Annotated in this window: 18 protein-coding genes and 1 other annotated feature; of the genes, 10 read left to right on the top strand and 8 right to left on the bottom strand. The window is 37.5% G+C overall.

Annotated features, from left to right (window positions below):
• Positions 1–5 precede the first annotated feature (5 nt).
• The gene (locus tag JF53_RS01290; protein ID WP_047981635.1) at positions 6–578 is read left to right on the top strand and encodes a TVP38/TMEM64 family protein; all 573 of its coding nucleotides are present in this window, start codon (positions 6–8) and stop codon (positions 576–578) included.
• A 38-nt stretch (positions 579–616) separates the two neighbouring features.
• Here JF53_RS01290 and JF53_RS01285 read toward each other — a convergent pair whose 3' ends face one another.
• Positions 617–997 carry a hypothetical protein gene (locus JF53_RS01285; RefSeq protein ID WP_047981636.1) on the bottom strand — a complete coding sequence of 127 codons (381 nt, stop codon included), beginning with the start codon at positions 995–997 and terminating at the stop codon, positions 617–619.
• Between the two features lie 110 nt (positions 998–1107).
• Between JF53_RS01285 and JF53_RS01280 the strand changes: the two genes are divergently transcribed.
• Positions 1108–1593, top strand: coding sequence for a dUTP diphosphatase (locus tag JF53_RS01280; RefSeq protein WP_047981637.1), 486 nt, complete (start codon positions 1108–1110; stop codon positions 1591–1593).
• 61 nt (positions 1594–1654) lie between these two features.
• The gene (locus tag JF53_RS01275; RefSeq protein WP_047981638.1) at positions 1655–2740 is read left to right on the top strand and encodes a M42 family metallopeptidase; all 1086 of its coding nucleotides are present in this window, start codon (positions 1655–1657) and stop codon (positions 2738–2740) included.
• 121 nt (positions 2741–2861) lie between these two features.
• Here JF53_RS01275 and JF53_RS01270 read toward each other — a convergent pair whose 3' ends face one another.
• From JF53_RS01270 to sspI, 6 genes are all read right to left on the bottom strand, one after another.
• Positions 2862–3482, bottom strand: coding sequence for a lytic transglycosylase domain-containing protein (locus JF53_RS01270; protein ID WP_047981639.1), 621 nt, complete (start codon positions 3480–3482; stop codon positions 2862–2864).
• Positions 3483–3535: 53 nt separating this feature from the next.
• Positions 3536–4207, bottom strand: a complete 672-nt coding sequence (locus JF53_RS01265; protein ID WP_047981640.1) for an ABC transporter ATP-binding protein — start codon at positions 4205–4207, stop codon at positions 3536–3538.
• Positions 4200–5333 carry an ABC transporter permease gene (locus tag JF53_RS01260; RefSeq protein ID WP_047981641.1) on the bottom strand — a complete coding sequence of 378 codons (1134 nt, stop codon included), beginning with the start codon at positions 5331–5333 and terminating at the stop codon, positions 4200–4202. The genes JF53_RS01265 and JF53_RS01260 overlap by 8 nt, the downstream gene beginning before the upstream one ends.
• Positions 5330–6556 carry an ABC transporter permease gene (locus JF53_RS01255; RefSeq protein WP_083443519.1) on the bottom strand — a complete coding sequence of 409 codons (1227 nt, stop codon included), beginning with the start codon at positions 6554–6556 and terminating at the stop codon, positions 5330–5332. The genes JF53_RS01260 and JF53_RS01255 overlap by 4 nt, the downstream gene beginning before the upstream one ends.
• Positions 6557–6589: 33 nt before the next feature.
• Positions 6590–8161 (bottom strand): DUF6583 family protein, encoded by a 1572-nt coding sequence (locus JF53_RS01250; protein WP_047981643.1) that lies wholly within the window; start codon positions 8159–8161, stop codon positions 6590–6592.
• Positions 8162–8373: 212 nt separating this feature from the next.
• Positions 8374–8595: a small acid-soluble spore protein SspI gene (gene sspI, locus JF53_RS01245; RefSeq protein ID WP_047981644.1), complete on the bottom strand. Its 222-nt coding sequence runs from the start codon at positions 8593–8595 to the stop codon at positions 8374–8376.
• 104 nt (positions 8596–8699) lie between these two features.
• Here sspI and JF53_RS01240 point away from each other — a divergent pair, with 104 nt between their 5' ends.
• From JF53_RS01240 to pheT, 3 genes are all read left to right on the top strand, one after another.
• Entirely contained in the window at positions 8700–9437 is a 738-nt protein-coding gene (locus JF53_RS01240) for a TrmH family RNA methyltransferase (protein WP_047981645.1), read from the top strand.
• 51 nt (positions 9438–9488) lie between these two features.
• Positions 9489–9718, top strand: a binding site (T-box leader).
• Between the two features lie 64 nt (positions 9719–9782).
• Entirely contained in the window at positions 9783–10817 is a 1035-nt protein-coding gene (gene pheS, locus JF53_RS01235; RefSeq protein ID WP_047981646.1) for a phenylalanine--tRNA ligase subunit alpha, read from the top strand.
• 13 nt (positions 10818–10830) lie between these two features.
• Positions 10831–13257 carry a phenylalanine--tRNA ligase subunit beta gene (pheT, locus tag JF53_RS01230; RefSeq protein ID WP_047981647.1) on the top strand — a complete coding sequence of 809 codons (2427 nt, stop codon included), beginning with the start codon at positions 10831–10833 and terminating at the stop codon, positions 13255–13257.
• A 237-nt stretch (positions 13258–13494) separates the two neighbouring features.
• Here pheT and rnhC read toward each other — a convergent pair whose 3' ends face one another.
• Complete coding sequence (rnhC, locus tag JF53_RS01225; protein WP_047981648.1) at positions 13495–14427, bottom strand: ribonuclease HIII; 933 nt, start codon at positions 14425–14427, stop codon at positions 13495–13497.
• 178 nt (positions 14428–14605) lie between these two features.
• On the opposite strand from rnhC, the gene zapA reads away from it, so the two are divergent.
• The 4 genes from zapA (at position 14606) to JF53_RS01205 (ending at position 19656) form a co-directional block, all read left to right on the top strand.
• The gene (gene zapA / locus JF53_RS01220; protein WP_407944447.1) at positions 14606–14866 is read left to right on the top strand and encodes a cell division protein ZapA; all 261 of its coding nucleotides are present in this window, start codon (positions 14606–14608) and stop codon (positions 14864–14866) included.
• A 4-nt stretch (positions 14867–14870) separates the two neighbouring features.
• Positions 14871–15425, top strand: a complete 555-nt coding sequence (locus JF53_RS01215; RefSeq protein ID WP_047981650.1) for a CvpA family protein — start codon at positions 14871–14873, stop codon at positions 15423–15425.
• A 137-nt stretch (positions 15426–15562) separates the two neighbouring features.
• A complete protein-coding gene (gene polX / locus JF53_RS01210) occupies positions 15563–17281 on the top strand; it encodes a DNA polymerase/3'-5' exonuclease PolX (RefSeq protein WP_047981651.1) in 1719 nt (572 codons plus the stop codon).
• Positions 17282–17319: 38 nt separating this feature from the next.
• Complete coding sequence (locus JF53_RS01205; protein ID WP_047981652.1) at positions 17320–19656, top strand: endonuclease MutS2; 2337 nt, start codon at positions 17320–17322, stop codon at positions 19654–19656.
• Positions 19657–19672: the final 16 nt, after the last annotated feature.

The raw sequence follows: 19672 nt of genomic DNA, 5'->3' as shown, positions 1-19672 counted from the left end.
AGCTTATGGAGGTATTTGGGAATTATATTATGACGTTTATTCAGACAGGAGGGTTATTTGCACCATTATTATTTATTAGTGTTCATCTCCTTAGGCCATTGTTTTTTCTCCCAGTCGTGTTTATATGTGTATCTGGGGGAATAATATTTGGTATATTTGCTGGAACTGTCTATTCGATTATTGGAATTACATTATCAAGTATTGTTTTTTATTTTATTATTCGTTGGATGCCAAAGTTTTTTGATCGTTTCATACGAATGAAGCATAAATTAATCGGTAAGCATACTGAATTGACATTAACACAGATTTCTTTGCTAAGATTGGTACCGTTTATTCATTTTCATTTATTATCGATTTGTTTACTTGAAATATCGATTGATTTTAAAGATTACATGCGATCTTCCTTTATATCAAACATCCCACTAGCGATTGTCTATACGTCAGTAGGTGGATGGTTATCAAGCTTATCCCCAATTCATATCCTCTTATCGTTAGCGTTTTTACTACTCCTAATCTATGGGTTGCGGCGTAAAGAAATTATCATTAAATGGGAAGATTTTTTTAGTCGGGCAACGTAAACATGAGCTCATCTTGGTTGAGTTGAACCAGGATGAGCTTATGTTAATAATGTGTTAATTGGATGCTTCCAAGTTATTTTTGCATGTGGATAGCGAATGAGAAGTTCTTTTTCTAAAAAGTAAATATCATCTCTTGTTATGCCTTGTAATTCAATTGAATCTGCTACTGTAATATGAATATCCACTATTTCAAAGGCATTTTCCGTCGTTCCTACATATTTTTCGCCTACAAATTGGCAGCCTTTATACACAAATTGAATATTCTTCTTACTGTTTCCTGGTTCATCCGTAAAGTAAAAACCTTGTGTTTCCTTAGCATGCTGCAGAAGTCTTTGAGGATTTCTAAAATATTGTATAATAGAATAGACAAGTAAAATAATCGCAGCTACGATAAGGATACGAAACAGGATTACTATCATGTTAATCTTCTCCCTGGTATTTAAGTATTATCATGCAATACGTACTGTCGATAGAGAAGGTTTCATTATTTTTGTTAAAAATTTATGACAGCATACAAAGGAGTAATCAAATGAACTGGGAATCGTTATTTACGATGCAAAAACAATTAGATAGTTATATTGAAACAAACCATAACTTGACGAATAAAGATCTATTCCATGATAAATATTTAGCATTATTAGTGGAACTAGGCGAATTAGCGAATGAAACACGCTGCTTCAAATTTTGGAGTAATAAAGAAAGAAGTTCTAAAGAAATCATTTTAGAGGAATATGTAGATGGCATTCATTTTATCCTGTCATTGGGTATTGAAAAGGGACTTCGTTATGAATCATCTACTATCCAGAAAACAAGTAAAACAGAAACAGAGCTATTTTCTATCGTATTTGAGAACAGTGTATTGTTTAAAAATAACCCAATACAGACGACCTATAATCAATTGTTTGCGAGTTATTTGGAATTAGGATTAGCACTTGGGTTTGAAGAGAATGATATAAGGGATGCATACTTGAAGAAGAATGAAGTAAATTATGAACGACAAAATCAGGGCTATTAATATCATTTATACACAGTTAGCGTTATACTATTAGAAAATATTTACTATTGGAGGAATACATATGACCAAATTAGATGAAACACTGTCGATGCTAAAAGATTTAACAGAAGCAAAAGGGATATCTGGGAATGAAAAAGAAGCAAGAGATGTCATGGAAAAATATATTACTCCAGTTGCAGATGAAGTTTTCACGGACAATATTGGTAGCTTAATTGCCAAAAAAGTTGGGGATGAAAATGGTCCAAAAATCATGGTTGCTGGACATCTGGACGAAATCGGATTCATGGTTACACGTATTGATGATAAGGGGTTTGTTTATTTTCAAACGATTGGTGGCTGGTGGAGTCAAGTAATGCTTTCTCAGCGGGTAACCATTGTAACGAGTAAAGGAGATGTGACAGGTGTCGTTGGTTCAAAGCCACCACATATCTTGTCAGCTGCTGAACGTAAAAAACCAGTTGAAATTAAGGACATGTTCATCGACATTGGAGCATCTAGCAAGGAAGAGGCAACGGAGTTTGGGGTAAGACCTGGCGATTCAATCGTCCCTTATTTTGAATTTACGCCATTAAAGAATGAAAAAATGCTATTAGCAAAAGCGTGGGATAACCGAATTGGTTGTGCGATTGCCATTGAAGTATTAAAGCAATTACAAAATGAAAAACATCCAAACATTGTGTATGGTGTTGGAACTGTTCAAGAAGAAGTGGGACTTAGAGGGGCTAAAACATCTGCACATGCGATCCAACCGGATATTGGCTTCGGTGTAGACGTTGGTATCGCGGGGGATACACCAGGAATTAAAGAACATGAGGCAGACAGCAAGATTGGTAAAGGCCCACAACTTGTCCTTTATGATGCTTCTATGATTTCGCATAAAGGTGTTCGAGATTTAGTTGTTCAAACTGCTGAAGAACATCATATTCCATTCCAATATGCTTCCATCGCTGGAGGAGGAACGGATTCAGGTTCTATTCATTTAACGGCTAATGGTGTTCCGTCGTTATCGATTACGATTGCTACTCGTTATATTCACTCGCATGCAGGTATTTTGCATCGTGATGATTTTGATAATGCGGTGAAGTTAATTGTGGAAGTAATTAAGAAGCTTGATCGTAAAACGGTTAATGAGATTTTCTTAGCGTAAAAAAAGATATAGCCTACCGTTGGTCATTTGGATATTTCCAAGACTTTTGTGATTTTTAATAATAACTACCAACAACAAATAGAAAATCCCTTGAAGACATTCTTCAAGGGATTTTTATATGTTAGGCTAAATAATTTTGCATTACTTTTTTGACATAATTTTGTGTTTCTGTGAATGGTGGGATACCTTGATGTTTATCAACGTTACCTGGTCCGGCATTATATGCTGCAAGAGCTAGTTCGATGTTGCCGTTATAGCGATCTAACATCTGACGAAGATATTTAGTGCCACCATTAATGTTTTGCTGTGCATCAAAAGCATTCGTTACCCCTAAACCGGATGCAGTTGTTGGCATTAACTGCATTAATCCTTGCGCACCTGCACTGCTTTTAGCGTATTGATTATAATTTGATTCTTGTTGAATAACAGAATGAATCAGTTTTTCATCTATACCATAATTAGCAGACGCTTCCGCAATCAAAGTGTTGTAGTCACTGTTTGAAACTGAAGCGCCAGTGGTTGGTGGAATAAAATTTGAATTAAGTGTGTTCAGTAAAGAATTATATGTCTGATTTGTAAAGGTTTGTTTATTCGTTGTAGTTGGTACTGTCATTTGCTCTTCTAGTATTTGTTTAAAAGCTACATCTATTATAGGAGAATAGCTAGATAACGAACTATTACCTGAACTTAGTATTGACATAGCTTGATATTGCATGAGCATTTGTACGTATTTAATATCCATTAATCGATCGCTCCTCTATCTCAATACTATTTTACTATAATTTGAAAAAAATACTAGAATGAAATTATTTCCTTTCCAGTTTGCTGCAAAATATCTTGATAAAATGAATCTTCGCCAATACAAATCACTCGATCGCATAGTGCCTGTATTTCATCCATATCATGTGAAATATAAAGGATTATTCGATTGAAGTCACGTGCTTGTTTTTGTATATACGCGCCAATCTCTTTTTTTGATTTCAAATCGATACCAACTGTTGGCTCATCCAATAATAATATTTCTGGTTCATGAATGAGAGTAATGGCAAGATTTAATTTCCGCTTCATTCCACCTGACAGAGTTCTTGCTGTTTCTTGCCATTTTGTAAGATTCATAGCTAAACAGATCTGTCGTAATTCTTCAATTTGCTTATGCCTAGAAGTTAACCGTTCAAAAAAACGCATATTTTCTTCAACCGTCAGATCTTCCCAAATGGCAATTTCCTGAGGAACGTAGCCAATATGCTTCCGCATTTCCTTCCACTTGGTATCGTAGGAGAAATCGTTCCAGCTGATTTTGCCACTAGTCGGTTTATCGATTGTAGCAAGCAGTCGTAATAGTGTCGATTTTCCCGCTCCATTTTCACCGACTATCCCAATTATTTCTCCAGGATTAACCGTAAATGAAATATTGCTTAAAACGGTGTTTGATGCATAGTGCTTGGTTACGGATTGTAATTTAAGCATTGGTTCTCTCCTTTCCCTTTAATACAAGCAACAAAAAGATTAAGCTACTGAATAACCAAAGTAGTGTCGGTTTTCCGGCTACAAAAGCTTGTATAGGATTCAACGACCTGATCAGGCTATTATTTAGTTCAAAACCATCGATTGGTAGTATCGTACCACTACTTGTCGCTAACAATAGTACATAAAGGAAGGATACACCGTAAAATGCCCCGCGAGATGTAAAAAGACTGGCAATGCTAAACGACAATGTGACGAGCATGATTCGAAAGGTTACTAGGTTTATAATTAATTGCAGCGAAATAGATTCATCTAAAAAAATAGTAAAGACAACTACACTAACAAGGTCCACTAGGAAAAACAGGAGCATGTAGAGAACAAGGATTTGGAGAAAATACTGTAATCGTGACAGTTTCAAAAAGTAGTAGCGAGTTGAAACTGGTAATGTTTTTTCTCGAACAACCCAGTCTGATACGAATAATGTAGCTAATAAGCTTAGAATTGCCCAAAGTCCCCAGGAATTCCAGGAAATAAGCGTCGCATCTTTAGTAATTTCGGTTGGTGAAGAATACTGGAAACGAGTATTTAGCAAATTTTCTTCTTGCTGTACTTCTACACTCTTAGCCCTTATTTCTTCCCATGACCAGTTTTCTTTGCCAAGATAGGTTTCGGATAGATTTAGCACAACGTGAGCTGCTTTGGATCTCCCGGTCTCCTCCTGTGCAAGAGAAACAATCATTTCTTTTACAGGCGAATAAGCGAAGGAAAGCTCGGTATAATAGCTTGATAGAATATGATTTCGGTTACCTTTTAAAATAGCATCCTCAAAGCCATCATGAATGATAAACACACTATCAAGCTCATGCTTTTCCAGCTTAGAAAGGGCATTTTCTTCCGTCGTTTGTTCCACATATACAAGATCTGAATGCTTAATGGACTGCAGAAATTCAGTAGCTACATCTGTTTGTTCCTCTAATACGATACCAATTGGAACCTTTGAGTCATCCTGAATCGTATCTGTCACCGATACGATACCATACGTACCGATAATGGGAAGGAGCAACCAAAATAGCATTCCTAGCCATTTTCTTTTCCAGAGGAGTAGACGGGTATATAAAACATCCCTCATGTGCGAACACGCTCCTTCCACCATGCGATACCGATGACAAGTAATAGACATAGGACAGCACTTACTACCACAGGAAGATATTCCACATAGAAGCGTCCGTTAAGGAGAATATCCTCTAGTGAATGAAAGACGCTGGATGAAAAGACTCGGGTACTAGCATTTTGCAAGTACAACGGAAAATAAATGGTTGGAATAAACGAACCACTTGCTAACAAAATGAATGCAGTAATGAGCATTTGTATCAATAACCGTACTTTAAGTGACCGGATAAGTTGTTCGATTACTGCTAGTACAAATAAAAACGTTACATTGTAAATGGCAAGTAGGGTAATCATGTTCCAATAATTTTCTGGACTAATCGCCAAGCCTATAACATGTATGATTCCAAAAAACAATAGGCTCCCAAGCAAGAGAGTAAGGGTAAAGCTAACCAATATTTTAGCAAAAATTTGCTGTAGCTCTGTTACCCCATAAAGTGTCAGCCTAGTTTCGATGGAAGGGCTTTGCTCCTTAACTAATCGGTTATAGATCGTTATAATCCAAATCGTTAAGATGAAAAAAGCTGTTGCTAAAGCGAAATACTCCTTTGGCGATGCAGTCGCATTATTGGTGATAAGCTGTTGATCTAATACGTTATCTTTTCCAATTGCATACAGCATAAAATCATTAAACTGTGTTTGCATCAGCTCATTTCGCGTATCGGTATCAAGCTCTAATTGCTTGGCATAGTAATTAATGGTTACTATATTTGCTTGTGAAACACTAATATGTCGTGCTGCGCTATCGACTAATTCTTTAATAAAATTGCTTTCCATTGGGTGCTTAGGATTTCCAACAACCGTTACATCAACAGATTGACCGTTATACAGCTTGTTTATAAATTCCTTAGGGAAGCGTATATAACCAATCAATTCATCAGTAGTTATTTTTTGAGCTGCTTCTTCCTCTGTTAGTCGAGTCATCTGGATAAATTCACTGAGTTGAGAGGATTCCTCTAATAAACTAATGATAAGTTCTGTTTCCGTTGACTGATCCAAATCAACTAAACCAAGCTGTAATGGTTCAGCCTCTATGCTTGATAGATAGGAGATGATAATAAATGCAACCATTCCAATTAACACAATTGGAAAAACCAAAAGAAGAGGAAGTGTTAGCCACTTCCTCTTGAGCTGCAGGAAATAATACTTACAGAAGAAAGCTACAAGTCTTAGGAATTGCATCATGATCACCTACTTCAAAAGATTCAAGCTTACTGGTTAAAAGCCAAAGCCAATGATACCCATTAACCATTCCTCAAATTGTGGAGTTACTTCTGACTCAAAATAGTTGCGGAATTCTTGTGCGTTCATAGCCCCGATATCTTTTAATTGTTCTTGTGGTAAGGTAATTGAATCGGTTTGCTTGGCATTTTTATCTAGATAAAGAGAGATTACATCCTGGTTGTTATTAGCTACTGAGAATTCATGCTCTGAATTCATCTGATCATCATGATAGGTTGCATTGCCGCTCCAAGTTAGGTCGAATGTATAGCCAGTTCCGTCCTCTAATGTAAATACACGTTCAAAGTCTCGCTTACCGTTATCAAGCGTTTCGTTAGATTGATAGATTAATGTTGTGTTGTCCATTGCAAGTGTAATAGAATCCTTTATTTTTCCATCTTTATGTGAAAGTGTACCATCAACAGATAACGTTTGTTCCAATCCTTGATCAATCATACCGAAATCATATTCAAACGCTTGTTCAGCACTGTCGTGTTCTAATTCCCCTTTGACATAGAGATTAGTAAGTTGGTCCGCTGTAGGTCCTATATCAATCATTAGGTCACGTTTTACGACAAGTTCATCTTCAACCCAGATAGTGGAGGTGAAGCCATTTGGTATCGCGATGTCATTTATTCCAGCAAGCGCGTCTTTTAATACCGTATCGTAGTCTGTTTCGAAATTGGTAATACCAAAATTCGGATTAGAGCCAAAAACAAACGGACCATAATCATGAGCCAATACGGCATTAAGCATGATGTCTTTCATTTTATCATCGTCAGCCATTTTAGTTAACGTATCAGTTAACAGCGTTTTTAGCTGGTCTTCTGTCAAATGGAACGTGATTTTTTCTGTTGTGACATCGGATTCTCCGATTCGAACTGTTTCATCTACCGCTTCAAATGCCTCTTCAGGTAATGCATTATATATGGACTGCATGTATTCCTTTTCGATATAGGCAAGGTCGTCCTCTGAAAGAACATTACCTTCAAATAACATGTTAAAATCAATTTTTTCTTCTCCTGTATAGCCTTCTGGTTGTAATTCTTGCATTAATTTCCCGAAGTCATCACCATTCAGCTGGAGTATTTCATTTAAGAAGGGTAGACCAAGCATCATGTTATCGGATGTTAGGTAAACGTTAACGTCACCCACCTCGAAATTCCCGAAACTCCCATTCATCTCAGCTGTAAATTGCTTATTTTCACGATCCACATTACTTGTAACGTTTAGTACTGAATTGTTCAATACTTGGTCTACCGTAACAGGAAGGTTACCAGCAGCAATTGCTGCATGAACCATAGCTGACAGTTCATAGTTACTTTCAATTGGATTTTCAAGTGATTTTTCTTCCCATTCCAATTCTGGCTCGTAGCGGCTTTCCACTTGTTCTGAGAACATATCCATTGTATTCCTTTCATATAGAAAATAGCTTGCTTTTGGAGACTTGTCCATTAGAACAAAAGCCGCAACACTACCACCTACAAGTAACACTAATGCTACAATTATCACTGTCATAAACCTATTGATTCGTTTTTTCTGTAATCGACCATTATAATTAGCTTCCATTTGTATTCCCCTTTCCAAAATCCCTCTATTAGAGTTTATTAAAGAAATAAAACCACATAACTAAAATATATGTAATATTTAAATTGTATAACAAGTAAGGTGGAAAAGTTAGAAAATTTTTCTAAAAATTAAAATTCACTAGTAATTATAGGCATAAATACTTATTGTGCATAAAAAAAGAAGGTACCAATCGATACCTTCTTTCACACGAATTATCCTGATGTAGCTTGTTTTACCCCTTGTTCTAATGCTTCAACCAGCTCTTGTTTCTCCTGATTGTCTAACTGGTTCCAAATTAGTTCGAATAATACCCCTAAACCAGGAAGCATTTTCTCTTCGCCGGACTGAATAGCGTCGACAATGGTTTCTTCTAATTGACTTTGATCATTTGTTGCGATATTGGATAAGATTGCTTTCCGCAAGTTAAGATCCAAAAAAGATCACCCCTTATTAATAATGAAACTAGGAATAGTTTGACCGATTCAGGTTTAAATATGTATGATGATGTAAGATTAACTAAATAGGGAATGAAAAACATATGCTAACATCAGTAAAAAATGATAAAGTGAAAAATTGGAAAAAACTACATAATCGCAAAGAACGCGTTAATACAGGCACTTTTTTAATAGAAGGGTTTCATTTAATTGAAGAAGCGATTCAAAGTAACTGGGATGTACAAGAACTAATTATACAAGAAGGGGTAACTGCTCCGGTTTGGGATGTTGATTATCCAATTGTAACCGTGACAGAAAATGTCTTTAACCATATCACGCAAACGAAAACACCACAGGGAATTGCAGCGGTTATAAAAGGGAAGGAATTTCCTATAATCACTGGTGAAAAATATTTGTTATTAGATGCGATTCAGGATCCAGGTAATTTAGGCACAATTATCCGTACAGCGGACGCTGCTGGCTTCGATGCCGTTATTCTTGGTGAGGGTACAGTGGATGTATACAATGATAAAGTAATCCGGGCAACACAGGGTTCTATTTTTCATATTCCAATTGTTCAAGCAAACCTCTTAGACCGTGTTACAGTGTTACAGCAAGAAGGATTTAGTGTCTGGGCTAGTGCGTTAGCAAATGCAAAAGACTTTCATACACTAGAAAAACAAGAAAAGGTCGCCCTTATTTTAGGTAATGAAGGTGCGGGAATACGGAAAGAATTGCTAGAAGCAGCAGATGAACTGGTGAAGATTCCGATTTATGGTAAAGCGGAATCCCTAAATGTTAGTATTGCAGCGGGAATTCTTATGTATCACATCAAAGGTTAATAGTTGCAATATATAACTGGATTTACTATAATTTATGCTATATGTAAATAGTAAAAAGCGATGAAAGAGCGGTTAGCAGTATACACATGGTTTTAGGGAAGAAATGTCCTAGACTGAAAGCATTTCTACCATGAACTCGTTAATCTTTCACTCTGGAGCTGACACTTGGACCTTATCTTAAGTAAAGGTGTTCCGGATAGAATCCGTTATTCAAACTTTGAGTTGGGCACAATTATTGTGCCAACAAGGGTGGTACCGCGAATTAAAGCCTCGTCCCTTTTTAGGGATTGAAGGCTTTTTCTATTGGGAAAAAGTTAAAACTGTTATCAATTAGGAGGTTATCGAATGCAAGCGGAATTAAAAGCGATTGAACAAGAAGCACTTGCTAAAGTAGCGGCAGTAAATGATGTTAAAGAACTTCAAGCGATTAAAGTTGCTTATTTAGGCAAAAAGGGATCACTAACAGCAGTATTACGTGGAATGGGTAAGCTTTCACCTGAGGAGCGTCCTGTTGTTGGGGAGATTGCTAACCAAGTACGTGAAGCAATTACAAAAGCGATAGATGACAAAAATGACGTATTAGAAAATGCTGCCCTAGAAGAAAAACTACAAGAAGAGGCAATTGATGTTACGTTACCAGGTCGCCCCGTTACTGTTGGTGGACCTCATTTATTAACAAAGGTAATAGAGGAAATTGAAGATCTATTTATTGGCATGGGCTATGAAGTAAGAGAAGGTCCAGAGGTAGAAACAGATTATTTTAACTTTGAAGCGTTAAATCTACCGAAGGATCACCCTGCAAGAGATATGCAAGATTCATTTTATGTGACAAATGAATTATTACTACGTACACATACATCACCAGTACAGGCACGTACGATGCGTGAATATAAAGGCGAGAAACCTGTTAAGATGATTTGCCCAGGGAAAGTGTATCGACGTGACACGGATGATGCAACACACTCACACCAATTCACTCAAATTGAAGGTCTATATGTAGATAAAGATGTTAAAATGAGTGATTTAAAAGGAGTACTCGATATTTTCGCGAAGAAAATGTTTGGTGAAGATCGAAACATTCGTCTTCGTCCTAGCTTCTTCCCATTCACGGAGCCATCAGTAGAGATGGATATTTCTTGTAAAGTATGTCACGGAGAAGGCTGTTCTGTATGTAAAGGTACTGGTTGGATTGAAATTTTAGGTGCTGGTATGGTTCATCCGAATGTATTAGAAATGGCAGGCTATGATCCAAAAGTATATTCAGGCTTTGCATTTGGGATGGGACCAGAAAGAATTGCGATGTTGAAATATGGTATCAACGACATTCGTCAGTTCTATTTAAATGATAGTCGATTCTTAAAACAATTCCACCAGGCTTAAGGAGGTTTACGAAATGTTAGTTTCATTAAATTGGTTAAAAAATTATGTGAACATTGATGGCATCAGTCCAGAAGAGTTAGCGGAGAAAGTGACAAAATCCGGGATTGAAGTAGATCATATTGAATATGTTGCAGAAAAAAGTACAGGTGTTGTTGTCGGCTATGTGGAATCCTGTGAAAAGCATCCAGATGCAGACAAGCTAAACCTATGCCAAGTAAATGTAGGGGATGAAACCTTGCAAATTATTTGTGGTGCACCGAATGTACGTCAAGGGCAAAAAGTAGCCGTAGCAAAACCAGGTGCAGTTTTACCTGGAAACTTTAAAATTAAAAAGGTTAAGCTACGTGGTATAGAGTCCAATGGGATGATTTGTTCACTACAAGAGTTAGGCATCGAAGAAAAGTATGTACCAAAGGAATTTGCTGAAGGCATCTTTGTTTTCCCAGAAGATGTTGAAATTGGCGAAAGTGTTGAACCATTACTAAACTTATCTGATGCCGTATTAGAATTTGATTTAACACCGAATCGTGCTGACTGCTTGAGCATGCTAGGGGTTGCTTATGAAGTTGGTGCGTTACTAGATAAGCCTATTGAAATACCAAGCGAATCTGTTCAGGAAGCAGAAGCTAAAGCAGCTGACTATATTTCAGTTCAGGTAGAGGATAAGGAATTAATCCCATACTATGGTGCATTTGTAATTAAGGATGTAACGATTCAACCATCTCCTTTATGGATGCGAAATTATTTGACTGCTGCAGGAATTCGCCCAATCAATAATGTCGTCGATATTACAAATTATGTTTTACTGGAATATGGCCAACCACTTCATGCGTTTGACTATGATCGTTTAAACACCAAGGAAATTGTTGTCCGATCTGCGAAAGAAGGAGAAAAACTTATTACGTTAGATGATGTGGAGCGCACCTTAACGTCAGAGAATCTAGTCATTACCAATGGCAAGGAACCTATTGCTTTAGCAGGTGTTATGGGTGGAGCAAATACCGAAGTTACTGCAGAGACGAAGAACATTTTACTTGAAGCTGCTTATTTCAATGGTAGCTCTGTCCGTAAAACCGTTAAAGCTACAGGACTTCGTAGTGAATCAAGCACTCGTTTTGAAAAAGGTGTAGATCCTAGTAGAGTGAAACGAGCTGGTTTGCGTGCATGTCATCTGTTAGAAAAATATGCAGCAGGTAAGGTGCAGACCGGTAGTGTGGAAGTGGATACACTTGACCGTACGGAAAAGATAGTTGAAATGGATACCGTAACCGTTAATAACCGGTTAGGAACTGAAATTACTACGAACGAAATCGCTACTATTTTGCAACGATTACAGTTCAACTACGAACAAAATGGTGAAATCTTCACCGTATTTGCACCAACTAGACGTGGTGATATTGCGATTTTTGAGGATATGCTAGAGGAAGTAGCAAGAATTTATGGCTATGATAATCTACCATTCACATTACCTAGTGGCCAGGCTCAGGCTGGTGGCTTAACAAAAACACAGCAGCTGAAGCGTACCGTAAAAAGTTTCCTTGAAGGTGTTGGAATGCTGGAAACTAGAACTTATTCGTTAACAAGTGAAACTTTTATTGGTAAATTGATTAGCCCAGAAATTAAAGAATTACATCCAGAGCCAATTAGTTTAGCTATGCCTATGAGTGAGGAACATAAATATTTGCGTCTAAGTATTTTACCAGAGTTATTAAAAACGATTAGCTATAATATTGCTAGAAACCAAGTGAATTTAGCGTATTATGAGTTAGGTTCGATCTTTGTAACTGATGAAAAAGTAGTAACAAAACAACCAGATGAACAGCTACGCTTAGCGGGTGTGTTAACCGGTAAATGGTTGGAGCACTTATGGCAGCAGGAAAGTAAGAAAGTAGATTTCTATGTTGTGAAAGGTATTGTCGAAGGATTGTTTGAGCATTTAGAGCTAAACTTTACTGTCGAGCAAGCACAGTTACCAGATATGCATCCAGGTCGTACAGCGACAATTTCGTTAAATGGAAAGGTAATTGGTTTTATGGGACAATTACATCCAGGTCTTGAAAAGAAATTAGATCTGAAAGAAACCTATGTGTTTGATATTAATATGGAGCAAGTGTTGGCGGCATATCATCATGAACCAAGCTATACACAAATCCCAAGGTTCCCATCGGTTACAAGAGACATCGCGTTTATCTTAGATAGCGAGGTAAAAGCAGGTGATGTTAAAGCGACTATTGAAGAACTCGGTGCACCAATGGTGAAACAGGTTCAAATATTTGACCTGTATAATGGCGAGAACTTACCAGAAGGCAAAAAATCAGTTGCGTACAGCTTGCTATATCAAGATCCAGAAAAGACATTAGTTGATGAGGAAGTGGAAGCATCCTATCAAGCGATAATTGAAGCGGTTAACGCGAAATATCAAGCTTATGTAAGATCATAAAATTAAAGAAATACACACGAGCAGTGTTGCCCGTGTGTATTTTTGTTAAGAGTAGACTTTGTGTACATCTCTAGTCCTTTTTAGCTTGTGAAATGTCGCGAAAAGGATTCGATAGCTTGTCTAAAGTTCAAAATATCGTGAAAATCGGTGAGAAATGACCTTGAGAACAAGTCTCAAGTCCAATACTCCCTAGTTTATAACGAACACTATACTAGAGTCCGAAGCCCAAAACAGCACTTATAAATACTTTTTTGCCTTCTCCGTATTAGCGAAATGAACTTTAGCACATGAATCTAGTATTGCTTCACCTTTTTCGCGCATGATTTTAGCAATCGTTTGGTCAACATGCTTGGATGCACCTTTATTTAATGGAATCCCAACCTGTTCAGACAGCTTGTCCATTTCTTTGACGAAGCTTGCTCTAGCAATGATTGAGCTGGCTGCGACTGCAATTGAATAACTCTCTGCTTTTGTCATGAAATAGGTTTTATCAGGTAGGCTTTCTTGTTCAGATGCAAGATGGCGCTTATAAATCCCAGGCTCACAAAATTGATCAATCAAGATGCCATCAAGCTCTGAATTACCAATTTTATGTAAGAGGTTGGTAATAGCATGGTGGTGAAGCATCGCCTTCATTTTACCTTGTGACCAGCCGTTTTTTTGTAGCCTGTTATATTTTGGATTATGTAAGATAAGTAAGGAATAAGGAATTCGGATTCGTGCGATTTCCTGTGCTAATTCGAGAATAACCTTTTCAGTTAAATTTTTGGAATCCTTTACGCCTAGTTCCTTTAGTAAAGAAATTTGGTCTGCTTTTACATAGGCACTTGCAACTGTGATTGGTCCAAAATAATCCCCAGTACCAGCTTCATCCGAGCCAATATGTGAAGCATTGAATAACGTTTCAGGCGGTGTATAGAAAGAAGTTTTTGATGTAGCTTGTGTTTTCTCTTGTGATTGACTATTGGAATGTTTTGCCCATTTTGCGATTTCGGCTTGTGGATTACCACCTTGAAATAATACTTTACCGGATTTATATGCGGTGATGACAGAATGAGCGGTTTTAGCTCGGAAAATTGCCCCTTGTGGTGTTGTAGTTAATGATGCTAGATAATGCTGCTTCATTTTTTCAATAACTTCTAGTGAAACGGTCAATACATTTTGCGACATGGAAAATTCAATCCTTTCTATAGTAATGACTATAGCAAACTATTCTGGATAAAGAAATGCAAAAATTATACATGCAACAGTTTCCTAATTGTGTTTCTTCATGTTAAGATAAACTATAGTAAAATACGACAGGTTGATGAAAATAGTTTATGTAACAAATAAATGGGAGGGTAACCTAGTGACCCAGGAGAAAACACGGGTAACCGTTGAAATTCGAAATAGATCCTATAAAATAGTTGGGGATGAAGATGCTAGCCATGTACGATTGGTTGCAAGTTTAGTTGATCAAAAGATGAGGGAAATACAAGAAATGAATCCTCAGCTTGACACAGCGAGTCTAGCTGTTTTAACTGCAGTAAACTCCATGAATGATTACTTGAAACTGAAGGAAGACTATGCATCGTTGCTAGGTTCAATAAAAAAAGAAAGAGGATTATAAACACATGATAGATTTACTACTACTATTATTATTGATTTTTGGTTTTCTAATCGGTCTTAAACGTGGATTGATTTTACAAGCCGTACACCTGATTGGGTTTATTGTGTCATTTGTTTTAGCAGCCACTTTTTATGATGATTTGGCTAGTAAACTCGCTTTGTGGATTCCTTATCCAGAGTTGTCGGATGAAAGTCTATGGGCAGATTTCCTCGAAGCACTTCCACTGGAGAATGCTTTTTATAATGCAATTTCGTTTGCGATACTATTTTTTGTCGCTAAGATTGCCTTACAAATTGTGGCTTCAATGATTGATGTGTTAGCTTCACTGCCAATCTTAAATTCTATTAATAAGCTTTTAGGTGCAATACTAGGTTTTTTGGAAATTTATTTAATCCTATTTGTTATTTTATACATAATTGTATTGACGCCAATTGGTACCATTCAGGAATGGGTAAATGATTCTAATGTAGCCTTGTTCATAGTCGAGAATACACCATATTTCTCTGATAAAATTAAGGATTTATGGTTTACTCATGTAAGTTCATTGTTCAATTCATAATACGATGGCTAATTCATAATACTAGGATTAATATTGTATGGTCGGTACAATAAGGATAGGTCCTACTATGAATTAGCCTTTATTTGTCTATTGCTAAAAGAGTAGGTACGATAGAACGTTTAAAAGCAGGTGAAAAAATGTCAGTAAATAAAAAAGATGTCATAAAATTATTAGAAAAAATTGCAATATACTTAGAGCTAAAGGGAGAAAATCCGTTTAAGATTTCTGCATTTCGAAAGGCGGCACAAGCACTGGAGCGAGATGAACGTTCCTTATTGGCTATTGATGATTTTACTACGATTAAAGGTATTGGGAAGGGAACTAGCCAGGTCATTTCAGAATACATAGAGCTTGGAAAGTCAGCGACATTAGAGCAATTAGAGAAGGAAGTTCCTACAGGCTTGATCCCCTTACTGAATGTTCCGGGCTTAGGTGGTAAAAAGCTTGCCAAGCTATACCAAGAATTAGACGTAATAGATCAGGAGAGCTTACAACAAGCCATAGAGTCTGGAAAGGTAGAAGCCTTAGCTGGCTTTGGAAAAAAATCAGCTGAAAAGATTCTTGCTGCATTACAGGAGGTTGGGGAGCGTCCTGAGCGGTTACCGATTGCGCTTATGCTGCCGCTTGCCGAGAAGATAGAGGATTATTTAAGGACTATCCCAGCTATTCAACAATTTTCTAGAGCAGGATCGCTTCGACGAATGAAGGAAACGATTAAAGATTTAGATTTTATTATTGCATCAAATAAACCAGAAGTTGTACGAGATGCACTCCTTCAAATGGACAATCTAAAAGAAGTCATTGCCAAAGGAGATACAAAAGTCTCCATAACACTTGATGATGTTTATGCAATTAATGTTGACTTTAGATTAGTGAGTGAAGAAGAATTTGTAACGACGCTTCATCATTTTACTGGATCTAAGGATCATAATGTGGCAATGCGACAGCTTGCGAAATCAAGAGGAGAGAAGATTAGCGAGTATGGGGTTGAAGTGGAAGAAACAAACGAAGTATTAACCTTTGTTTCAGAGGCAGAATTTTTCCAGCATTTTGGCTTGCATTATATCCCGCCAGAGGTTCGGGAAAACACTGGTGAAGTGGATGGTTTTACAGAACCACAACAGCTAGTTGAACTAACAGATATCCGAGGAGACTTACATATGCACACCACATGGAGTGATGGTGCGCAGACCCTAGAAGAAATGGTTAATCAGGCAAGAAACATTGGGTATGAATTTATTGCGATTACGGACCATTCTAAAAGCTTGCGTGTTGCAAATGGTTTGGATGAAGAACGTTTGCGTAAGCAACGGGAAGAAATATTGAAATTGAATGAAAAGTATACCGATATTCATATTTTTGCAGGAGTAGAGATGGATATTTTAGCCGATGGTTCAATGGACTTTTCGAATGGTTTCCTACAAGAGATGGATTACGTTATAGCTGCAATTCATTCCAGCTTTCGTCAAACAGAAGAGCAAATCATGCATCGCCTTTTTCAAGCACTGGAAAATCCATATGTGTCACTAATTGCACATCCTACGGGTAGATTGATTGGTAGAAGAGATGGTTATCTAGTCAATATGGAGGCATTGCTTGAACGTGCGAAGGAGACAAACACTGCTTTGGAAATAAATGCGAATCCAAATCGTTTTGATTTATCTGCTGAGTGGGCTAGACGTGCACAAGAGGCTGGTGTTACGATTGCTGTTAATACAGATGCTCATAGTTATCCCATGTTAGACCATATGAAGTATGGAGTTGGCGTTGCAAGAAAGGCTTGGCTCCATAAAGACACAATTTTAAATACGTGGCCAAAAGAGAAACTATTAGCATACTTTAATCGTAATAAATAATAGAACAAAGTTGGACAACACGTTAAAGGAGTAAGTACATGAACGAGCGAATCTTACGGGTACTAGATTTTCAAAAAATTATTGAACGATTGAGTCAGCACGCTGCAACGAGCTTAGGAAAAGATCTAGCGGCAAAGCTCAAGCCTTCTACTGATATCGAAGTGGTGAAACAATTACAAGAAGAAACCGATGAAGCAGCTCAAGTAATTCGCTTGAATACGCCCATTCCGTTAGGCGGTATCAGTGATATTCGCCAAAGCATACAGAGAAGTGTTATCGGAGGTGTACTTAGTACATCTGAGTGCTTAGCTGTTGCCGATACTATCTATGGTGGAAGACAGGCAAAGGAGTTCGTTGAAAATCTAGATGAAGAATTACCATTATTACAAGACGTAGTAGCGGGTATTACGCCACTACGTCCATTAGAATTACAAATAAAAAGCTGTATTGATGATCATGGTCAAGTGATGGATAGTGCTTCAGAGAAATTAAGGGGAGTACGCTCCTCTATCCGTACCCATGAAAGTAGAATCCGTGAAAAGTTAGAAAGCTACACGAGATCAAAAAGTAATATGCTTTCTGATGCGATAATCACGATTCGAAATGAACGGTATGTCTTACCGGTAAAACAGGAATATCGTGGTGCCATCGGTGGAATCGTTCATGATCAGTCTGCTTCTGGTCAAACGTTGTTTATGGAGCCAAAAGCTGTAGTTGACTTAAATAATCAACTCCAAGAGCTCTATGCAAAGGAAAAGCAAGAGATTGATCGAATTCTTCGAGAGTTAACAGAGCGTATTGCAGAGGAAGAAGGATTTTTAACTGAAAATGTTCGGTTGTTGGCACAAATTGATTTTATGTTTGCGCGGGCTAATCTAGCGAGAGCAATGAAGGCATCTCGTCCAACAATCAATAATCAAGGCATCATAAAAATGCAGCAGGCCAGACATCCACTTATCTCTATGGATCAAGTAGTTGCCAACGACATTGAAATCGGAAAAACATATACATCCATTGTGATCACTGGACCTAACACTGGGGGAAAAACGGTCACGCTAAAGATGGTTGGGTTATGTACATTGATGGCTCAATCTGGATTACAAATACCAGCATTAGATGGGTGTGAGATGGCGGTTTTTGAAGAAGTATATGCTGATATCGGTGATGAGCAGTCAATCGAGCAAAACCTAAGTACTTTCTCCTCCCATATGACAAATATAGTTGATATCCTACAGCATGTCGATGATAAATCACTGGTTCTATTTGATGAGTTAGGAGCTGGAACAGACCCACAAGAAGGGGCTGCACTTGCCATGTCCATCTTGGATGAGGTTGTTTCACGAAATGCACGTGTGATTGCAACCACACATTATCCAGAGCTTAAAGCCTATGGGTACAATCGGGAAAACGTCATCAATGCGTCGATGGAATTTGATGTGCAAACACTGCAACCGACATATCGCTTATTAATTGGTGTACCAGGAAGAAGTAATGCATTTGAAATTTCCAAACGATTAGGATTAGATCATACCATTATTGAGCGTGCTAAAAGTCATATTGGCATTGATTCAAAAAACGTGGAAAATATGATTGCTTCCCTAGAGGAATCGAAACGCCAGGCTGAAAAAGAATATGAAGAGGCCCATCAAATTCTTCTGGAAAGCGAACAAACACGCAAACAACTTGAGGAAGAATGGAATCAATTTGACCAGAAGCGTGAGGAATTATATAAAAAAGCAGAAGAAAAGGCAGAAAAAGCTTTACGCAATGCAAGAGAAGAAGCAGAAATGATTATTGATGAAATACGGAAGATGAAAACCGATGCTACATTAAAAGAGCATGAGTGGATTGAGGCTAAGAAGATGTTAGAGGATGCGCAGCCTAAGTTATCCACAAAGAAAAAGGCTAAACAACAAGCTACTACTAGTGAGGAATTAAGCCCTGGCGATGAAATAAAACTGTTAACAGTAAATCAAAATGGTTCTGTCATTGAGAAGGTGAATGACAATGAATATATGGTTCAAGTAGGTATTATGAAGGTTAAAGTAAAACGAAATGATTTACAATTAATCGGAAAACCAAAGAAAACCTATGAAAAGCCATTAGCAACCGTAAAAGGTTCAAGCTATCACGTACCAGTGGAGCTAGATTTACGAGGTGAACGCTACGAGGATGCCTTATTAAAATTAGAAAAATATGTGGATGATGCTACTTTAGCGAATTACCCTAAAGTTTTTATTATTCATGGAAAGGGTACTGGCGCATTGAGAAAAGGGGTACAGGATTTTGTTAAAAATCATCCAAGTATTGCCTCAGCAAGACCCGGAGCAGCTGGTGAGGGTGGCAGTGGTGTTACCGTATTAGAATTTAGATAAATTACGGTGAAGAAGG

Origin of the sequence: Ornithinibacillus contaminans (assembly GCF_001038425.2) — a bacterium.
In the GTDB taxonomy this organism is placed as follows: domain Bacteria; phylum Bacillota; class Bacilli; order Bacillales; family Amphibacillaceae; genus Ornithinibacillus; species Ornithinibacillus contaminans.
This window is presented reverse-complemented; position numbering and strand designations above follow the sequence as displayed.